Source organism: Gordonia sp. (in: high G+C Gram-positive bacteria), from assembly GCF_020438995.1.
GTDB lineage: Bacteria > Actinomycetota > Actinomycetes > Mycobacteriales > Mycobacteriaceae > Gordonia.
This window is the reverse complement of record NZ_JAGQTN010000087.1, coordinates 23,731-30,967: the sequence shown is the minus strand read 5'-3', so window position 1 is coordinate 30,967 and position 7,237 is coordinate 23,731. Positions and strand designations below refer to the sequence as shown.

The following is a 7,237-nucleotide window of genomic DNA, read 5'->3' as shown; positions in this document are numbered from 1 at the left end:
GGCGCGGCGGGTGGGACGTGCGACGGCGCGGCGGGTGACGGAGTGCCTGAGTCTTCTGTCATGGTTCGGTAACCGCGTCACCGATCCCGGCCAGCGCGAGCAGGTGCGGGGTTTCGGGCCCCTTCACCAGCGCGGCGGCCGCGAGTTTGTCGACGGGCCCTTCGCCGTACGACGGGCAGTCCTTGGCCAGAATGCACACCCCACACGCGGGTTTGCGGGCGTGACAGACGCGCCGGCCGTGGAAGATCACCCGATGGGACAGGTCGGTCCATTCCTTGCGTTCGATGAGCTCGCCGACGACCCGTTCGACCTTGACTGGGTCGGTCTCCGCTGTCCACTGCCAGCGCCGCACTAGCCGTCCGAAATGGGTGTCGACGGTGATGCCGGGGACGCCGAAGGCGTTGCCGAGGACGACGTTGGCGGTCTTGCGGCCGAACCCGGGCAAGGTAACCAGATCGGCGAGGTTGTCGGGCACCTCGCCGCCGAACCGGCCGACGAGCGCCTGACCGAGGCCGATGATCGAGTTGGCCTTGTTCCGGTAGAAGCCGGTGGACCGGATCATCTCCTCGAGTTCGGTACGGTCGGCCTCTGCGTAGGCGCGGGCGTCGGGATAGGCGGCGAACAGTGCAGGCGTGACCTGGTTGACGCGCACGTCGGTGCATTGCGCCGACAGAATGGTGGCCACCGACAGTTCGAGCGGGGTGGTGAAGTCGAGCTCGCAGTAGACGTGGGGGAACGCGATCTGCAACGTGCGGTTCATCCGCCGCGCACGACGCACCAGACCCAGCCGAGTCTCGTCGCGGCGGCGGGCCGCCGACCGCACCGGTGTCGTCGTTCGAGGGCTCACCGTGTTCAGACTAGTGTCCCGTGCCGGCTTGCCGTCACCGAGTACCGTGGCGCCTTTCACCGTCGGCGCCGCCTGCGACCTGCACAATAATGGCGCGCACCATACTTCGAGGTCGGTGCGTGCTGGGTCACCGCATGTCGTCCGGTCGGTTGATAACAAGTCGGTGACAGCACGGCTCTGGGTTTCGCCCTCGTGGGGACGATTGTGTTTACTGTCCGTATGCAAGGGCTCGCCGCGTTGCTCGTCCCCGCCGTACTCATGCTGTTCGCCGTAGCGATGGACAGGGTGCAGTGCCGCCTCGACAAACTGTCGGTGTCTCCGGCGCACGTCGATGAATTCCTGGCGGATGCCGACGAGGAGGACGTCAACAATCTCGCAAAAGCCGGCTTCCCGGCCGCACTCGATGAACTCCGCGACCGCCGCGCCGGGCGTGACGATCACCTGACCGAATCAAGCGAAACCGACCTGACCATCACTCGGGCTTTCCGAGCCAGCTGATTTTCCTGATTTCCGGCCCACTCCGATCACGATCGGGGTGGGCCGAATTGTTGCCCCACGTTGTTACGGCTATTGCCCAACACCGGCGATCGAGACCCGAACACCACATTGACGCACAAGTGACCCATTCAACACTTATGCTTGGGGCCGGAGTAGCCTGTCACCCTGAGTTGGGTGATCGAACGAGAAAGGTTCCTAGTGGAGGAAGTACTGGCGCGGGCGGGCATATTTCAGGGGGTCGAGCCCTCCGCCGTCGCAGCGCTCACCAAAGAGCTTCAACCGGTCGATTTTCCGCGTGGACATGTGATCTTCCACGAGGGTGAGCCGGGTGACCGCCTCTACATCATCCTCTCGGGGAAGGTCAAGGTCGGCCGCCGTTCGGCCGATGGTCGAGAGAACCTGCTGACCATCATGGGTCCGTCGGACATGTTCGGTGAGCTGTCGATCTTCGACCCGGGCCCGCGTACGTCGTCGGCGACGACCGTCACCGAGGTGCGCGCGGTGTCGATGGACCGCGACGCCCTGCGCAAGTGGATCCAGGATCGTCCGGAGATCGCCGAGCAGCTGCTGCGGGTGCTGGCCCGACGTCTGCGCCGCACCAACAACAATCTGGCCGACCTCATCTTCACCGACGTCCCCGGTCGCGTCGCCAAGCAACTCCTGCAGCTCGCACAGCGGTTCGGCACCCAGGAGGCGGGCGCGCTACGCGTCACACACGACCTCACGCAGGAGGAGATCGCCCAGCTGGTCGGCGCCTCCCGCGAAACCGTCAACAAGGCCCTGGCCGACTTCGCCCAGCGCGGCTGGCTGCGACTGGAAGGCAAGAGCGTACTGATCGCCGATTCCGAGCGCCTGGCCCGCCGCGCCCGCTGACTCCCGGCGTCACGCGATGATGCCCGTCACCTCACGGTGGCGGGCATCCTCACTCCTCCCGCAGGTACTCCAGCTGCGCCTTGACCGACATCTTCGCCGCCGGCCACAGCTTCTTGTCGACGTCCGCGTACACGCGCTTGACCACCTTCATCGGCTTCGCCTTGCGCGGCGACTTCCCCATCGCATCGAGCGCGGCGACGATCTGGTCGATCCGCTCCTCCCGATGAGCCTTGTAGTACCGCGCGACGGGGATGAGCGCCGGATGGTCGGGCCCGTGCGCGGGCAGCAGATGACACTGCTCCCCTTCGACGATGAGCCGGTTGAGTGAGTTCAAATAGTCACGCAGACCACCGTCGCTGGGGTCTAGGACGGTGGTACCGCTGCCGAGGATGGTGTCTCCGGTGAGCATCGCCCTGTCGTCGCCGTGTTCGACGAGGAAGCTCACCGAGTCGCCGGAGTGGCCCGGCGTGAACAGCACGGTGATCTTGAGCCCGGCCGCCTCGATGACCTCCCGGTCCCGTAGCGGCGGCGCGTCGCGGCAGTGTTCGTCGAGCCTGGCCCGGGTGGGCACTTTGGTGCGCTTGTACAGCTTCGGGATCGCACCGACGTGATCGAAGTGCCGGTGCGTGATCAGCGTCAGCACGATACCGGGCTGCCGCGCGATCCGTTTGACGTGCTTGCCGTGCCCGGGCGGCCCCGGGTCGACGATCACGCATTCGGGGTGTCCGGGTGCGCGCAGCACATAGGTGTTGGTGCCGTCGAGTTCCATCATCCCCGGGTTGTGGCACAGCAGTACCGACGCGAACGGTGTCACCGGCCGCAGCACGCCGTACGCGGGGTGGACGAGAGCGTCTTCGGTCATGTCCGCAAACACTACGCCGTGACCGCCCGTCTCCCCGTCCGGTCCAGCAGCAGATAGCCGGCGGTCGTCAATACCCCGGCCCCGACGACGACCATCAGCACGCCGTACCCGGACACGCCTACCACCACGCCGGCGAGCGCTCCCGCACCGGCAGCGGCCAGCCCCATCGACGAGTCGGCCAGGCCCTGCGCACCCAGCCGCGCGTCGTCGGGCACGCCGATGATGTTCAGGCTCGCGCCGCCGTGCGCCAGATGCACCGGAGTCAGCGACATCGCACCCACCATCCCACCGCGCTACGCGCCCAATCCCGGAGCCGAATGTCGCTGTCTCCCAATACCTATCGCGAGAACTTCAAGCCGGCCACCCGCTAGCCGGGTCCGTCTCCGATCGCTCACATCGCGCCGAAATGCTTGCTGAGCGAGGGATAGTTGGTGATCTCCCAACCACCGTCGACCACGAGGCTGGTCCCGTTCACGTACGACGCCGCGTCGCTCGCGAGGAACAGGCAGACGTCGGCGACCTCGTCGGCTGTTCCGGGCCGGCCGGCGGGGATGCGGTCGAGAAAGTCCTGCCGGACGGGTTCGATACCGAGGATCGGGGCTGTCAACGGTGTGTCGATGAGCCCGGGAAGCACTGCGTTGACGCGGATTCCGTGCTTGGCCAGCTCGAGTGCGGAGTTCTTGCTGAACATCTCGACCGCAGCCTTGGCGGTGGTGTAGCCGCTGCCGAGGTCCATCGGCACGTGCGCGTTGAGGGAGGAGACGTTGACGATCGCACCGCCGTTGCCACCGGCGATCAGCTGCCGCGCAATGTGCTTGGTCGTCAGGAACGTTCCCTTGAGTACGACGTCGAGCGTGAACGACCAGTCCTGTTCGGAGATGTCGACGATCGCACCGACCATGGTGGTGCCGGCAACGTTGAATCCGTAGTTCAGCGAGCCGAATCGCGTGACCGCGCCGGCGACCGCCGCCTCGATCTGAGCACCGTCGCGCACGTCGACCGTCGCCGGTTTGAACCGATCCCCCAGTTCCGCAGCGGTTTTCGTCAGGTTGTCGGCGGAGATATCGATGCCCAGCACGTTGGCGCCGGCGTCGATCAGCTTGCGGGACACAGCCAAGCCGATTCCCGATGCGGCACCCGTCACCACCGCGGTCTTCCCCGAGAATTGACCCATGCTCACCCTCCTGTTGTCCTAAACCCCACCGCTCAGCCTCGGCATCGCAATAATTGTGATGCCTCGGCTGAGCGGTGGGGTTTAGGACAGGAAGTTCAGCCGACCTCGACGATCAGCTCCACCTCGACGGGCGCGCCCAGCGGCAGTTCGGCGACACCGACGGCCGATCGGGCGTGCACACCGGCATCGCCGAAGATTTCACCGAGCACTTCCGATGCTCCGTTGATGACCTTCGGCTGCCCGGTGAATCCGGGGGCTGAGGCCACGAAACCGACCACCTTGACGACCCGGACGATCGCATCGAGGCCGACGAGGGCGTCGACGGCGGCCAGCGCGTTGAGCGCGCACTGTCGGGCGCCCGCGTACGCCTGGTCCGGGCTGACCACCCCTTCGGCGGTTTCACCGACCTTGCCGGTGACGGGCAGCGCGCCGTCGACGATCGGCAGTTGTCCCGACGTGTAGACGAGGCTCCCGGTCCGGACGGCGGGCACGTAGGCGGCGACAGGTTTGGCGACGGGCGGCAGTGTGATGCCAAGTTCGGCCAGTCGCTGCGTCCAGCTCACAGGCGGTCAGCTCTTCGGGCGCTTGAGGTAGGCGACGTGCTGTTCGCCGGTCGGGCCGGGCAGCACGCTGACCAGTTCCCAGCCGTCGGCACCCCACTGATCGAGGATCTGCTTGGTGGCGTGGGTCAGCAGCGGCACGGTCACGTACTCCCACACAGTGAGTTCACTCATGGACCTACCCTAACCGGAGGGGTCTTCCCATTAAGGTGTTCGGTGTGGTCAATGAGGTACCCCTAACGCCCGACGCGTCATCACCGACCGACGTCTGGCCCGCCAAAGCCGAGCGCGCACGGCTTCATTTCGTGTCCGGTAAGGGCGGAACCGGTAAGACGACGGTCGCCGCCGCGCTGGCGCTGGCACTCGCCGCCGACGGCAAGAAGGTCTTGCTGGTGGAGGTCGAGGGCCGCCAGGGCATCGCGCAGCTCTTCGACATTCCGCCGCTACCGCCGACGGACACCCGTATCGCCACCGCCGAGGGCGGCGGGCAGGTGTCGGCGCTGGCCATCGACATCGAGCACGCGCTCCTGGAATACTTGGACATGTTCTACAACCTGGGTTTCGCGGGCCGGGCGATCAAGCGGATCGGTGCCATCGACTTCGTGACGACGGTGGCTCCCGGCCTGCGTGATGTGATCATCACAGGCAAGATCAAGGAACGCATCATCGCCGTCGACACGCAGGGCAGACACGTGTACGACGCCGTGGTGGTCGATTCACCGCCCACCGGCCGGATCGGCAGCTTCCTGGATGTGACCAAGGCGATGGCCGACTTGGCCAAGTCGGGGCCGATCCGCAATCAGAGCGAGGGCGTGGTAAGGCTCCTGCATTCGGAGCAGACTGTCGTGCATCTGGTGTCGCTGCTGGAGGCGATGCCGGTCCAGGAGACGATCGAGGCGATCGACGAGTTGCACGGCAAAGACCTGACGATCGGAACCGTGCTGGTCAACCGGGTACGCACGCCGCTGCTTCCGGAGGCCGAGATCGATGACATCGCCGACGGCCGCATCGACGCCGGCCGGATCAAGGAGCATCTGGCCGAGGCCGGGTTCCACGCGTCGGATGCTGATGTGGCGGGGCTCCTGACGGAGACCATCGATTACGCGCGCCGGCATCAGGCGCAGCAGATCGCCCGGGGCCAGCTCGACAACGTCGACCTGCCGGTGCTCGATCTTCCGGAGATCGGCGACGGGATCGATCTGGGTGCGGTGTATGAGTTGGCGGCTGTGCTGCGGAAGGCTGGTGCTTAGATGGCTGTCGATCTGAAGATGGCGTCGATCCTCAAGGATCCGGATACACGGGTGGTCCTCTGCTGTGGCGCCGGTGGTGTCGGCAAGACGACGACGGCCGCGGCGATGGCGGTGTATGCCGCCGAGCAGGGTCGACGGGTCGCGGTGCTCACGATCGATCCGGCGCGCAGACTCGCGCAGTCGCTCGGGGTCACGGCGCTCACCAACGATCCGCAGCCGGTGGATCTGGACTGTGCGGGTTCGCTGGACGCGATGATGCTCGACATGCGCCGCACGTTCGACGACATGGTGATCGAGCATTCGGCACCCGATCGGGCCGCCGCGATTCTGGAGAATTCCTTCTATCAGACGGTGGCGTCGTCGTTCTCGGGGACGCAGGAGTACATGGCGATGGAGAAGCTGGGCAAGCTGCTCGCGGAGAATCGCTGGGATCTGATCGTCGTGGACACACCCCCGTCCCGGAATGCGCTCGATTTTCTAGACGCACCGAAACGCCTGGGGTCGTTCCTGTCGGGGCGCCTGATGAAGGTGCTGGTCGGCGGTGGCCGCGGAGTGGGCCGCATGGTGACGGGCGCGATGAGCATGGCGATGCGCGGCATCTCGACGATTATCGGCGGTGAGATGCTGCGCGACGTCGCGATGTTCGTACAGTCGCTCGATTCGATGTTCGGCGGTTTCCAGGAGCGGGCGCTGCAGACCTATGAGCTGCTCAAGCGGCCCGGCACCCGGTTCGTGGTGGTCGCCGCCGCCGAGGCCGACGCCCTGCGCGAGGCCGCGTTCTTCGTGGACCGGTTGTCGGAGGAGTCGATGCCGCTGGCCGGGTTGATCCTCAACCGCACGCACCCGAATCTGACGTCGGTCACCGATTCATCGGTGCAGGTGGCTCTGGATCGGGTGACCGACGAGCTGACGCGGGGCGTGCTCAACATTCACGCCGATCGCGCCGCGACTGCCAAGCGCGAACTGCACCTGTTGCAGCGGTTCACCGCGTCCCATCCGGCGGTCCCGATCGTCGGTGTTCCCGCCCTGCCGTTCGAGGTGGCCGACAAGGCCGCCCTTCAGGCGGTGGCGGAACAGATCGTCAGCCGCGGCTGAAATCCTGAATCCGCGCTGAAATCCTGAATCCGCGCTGAATCATTGGCGCCCGCTCGCTGATCGCGAGCGGGCGCAGTT

Annotated in this window: 10 protein-coding genes; 4 read left to right on the top strand and 6 right to left on the bottom strand. The window is 66.1% G+C overall.

Annotation, left to right across the window (positions count from 1 at the left end; genetic code table 11):
* Positions 1-58: 58 nt before the first annotated feature.
* A complete protein-coding gene (gene nth / locus KDB67_RS07325) occupies positions 59-760 on the bottom strand; it encodes an endonuclease III (protein WP_291014237.1) in 702 nt (233 codons plus the stop codon).
* Between the two features lie 306 nt (positions 761-1,066).
* Between nth and KDB67_RS07320 the strand changes: the two genes are divergently transcribed.
* On the top strand, positions 1,067-1,345 hold the full coding sequence (locus tag KDB67_RS07320) for a hypothetical protein (protein ID WP_291014225.1): 279 nt from the start codon (positions 1,067-1,069) through the stop codon (positions 1,343-1,345).
* A 198-nt stretch (positions 1,346-1,543) separates the two neighbouring features.
* Positions 1,544-2,218, top strand: a complete 675-nt coding sequence (locus KDB67_RS07315) for a Crp/Fnr family transcriptional regulator (protein ID WP_005185087.1) — start codon at positions 1,544-1,546, stop codon at positions 2,216-2,218.
* A gap of 49 nt (positions 2,219-2,267) precedes the next feature.
* On the opposite strand, the gene KDB67_RS07310 is transcribed toward KDB67_RS07315, so the two are convergent.
* The 5 genes from KDB67_RS07310 to KDB67_RS07290 form a co-directional block, all read right to left on the bottom strand.
* Entirely contained in the window at positions 2,268-3,080 is an 813-nt protein-coding gene (locus tag KDB67_RS07310; RefSeq protein ID WP_291014223.1) for an MBL fold metallo-hydrolase, read from the bottom strand.
* Positions 3,081-3,091: 11 nt separating this feature from the next.
* Complete coding sequence (locus KDB67_RS07305) at positions 3,092-3,352, bottom strand: hypothetical protein (protein WP_291014222.1); 261 nt, start codon at positions 3,350-3,352, stop codon at positions 3,092-3,094.
* Between the two features lie 119 nt (positions 3,353-3,471).
* Positions 3,472-4,254, bottom strand: coding sequence for an SDR family NAD(P)-dependent oxidoreductase (locus tag KDB67_RS07300; protein ID WP_291014219.1), 783 nt, complete (start codon positions 4,252-4,254; stop codon positions 3,472-3,474).
* 95 nt (positions 4,255-4,349) lie between these two features.
* Complete coding sequence (locus KDB67_RS07295; RefSeq protein ID WP_291014216.1) at positions 4,350-4,817, bottom strand: RidA family protein; 468 nt, start codon at positions 4,815-4,817, stop codon at positions 4,350-4,352.
* 6 nt (positions 4,818-4,823) lie between these two features.
* Entirely contained in the window at positions 4,824-4,988 is a 165-nt protein-coding gene (locus tag KDB67_RS07290; protein WP_291014213.1) for a DUF4177 domain-containing protein, read from the bottom strand.
* Between the two features lie 44 nt (positions 4,989-5,032).
* Between KDB67_RS07290 and KDB67_RS07285 the strand changes: the two genes are divergently transcribed.
* Positions 5,033-6,064 (top strand): ArsA-related P-loop ATPase, encoded by a 1,032-nt coding sequence (locus tag KDB67_RS07285; RefSeq protein ID WP_291014211.1) that lies wholly within the window; start codon positions 5,033-5,035, stop codon positions 6,062-6,064.
* Positions 6,065-7,159, top strand: coding sequence for an ArsA family ATPase (locus KDB67_RS07280; protein WP_291014208.1), 1,095 nt, complete (start codon positions 6,065-6,067; stop codon positions 7,157-7,159).
* Positions 7,160-7,237 lie beyond the last annotated feature (78 nt).

Excerpts from the sequence above, each read along its gene's own strand:
- KDB67_RS07290 (WP_291014213.1), bottom strand. The coding sequence starts at position 4,988 with ATGAGTGAACTCACTGTGTGGGAGTACGTGACCGTGCCGCTGCTGACC.
- nth (WP_291014237.1), bottom strand. The coding sequence starts at position 760 with ATGAACCGCACGTTGCAGATCGCGTTCCCCCACGTCTACTGCGAGCTC.
- KDB67_RS07305 (WP_291014222.1), bottom strand. The coding sequence starts at position 3,352 with ATGTCGCTGACTCCGGTGCATCTGGCGCACGGCGGCGCGAGCCTGAAC.
- KDB67_RS07280 (WP_291014208.1), top strand. The coding sequence starts at position 6,065 with ATGGCTGTCGATCTGAAGATGGCGTCGATCCTCAAGGATCCGGATACA.
- KDB67_RS07300 (WP_291014219.1), bottom strand. The coding sequence starts at position 4,254 with ATGGGTCAATTCTCGGGGAAGACCGCGGTGGTGACGGGTGCCGCATCG.
- KDB67_RS07320 (WP_291014225.1), top strand. The coding sequence starts at position 1,067 with ATGCAAGGGCTCGCCGCGTTGCTCGTCCCCGCCGTACTCATGCTGTTC.
- KDB67_RS07310 (WP_291014223.1), bottom strand. The coding sequence starts at position 3,080 with ATGACCGAAGACGCTCTCGTCCACCCCGCGTACGGCGTGCTGCGGCCG.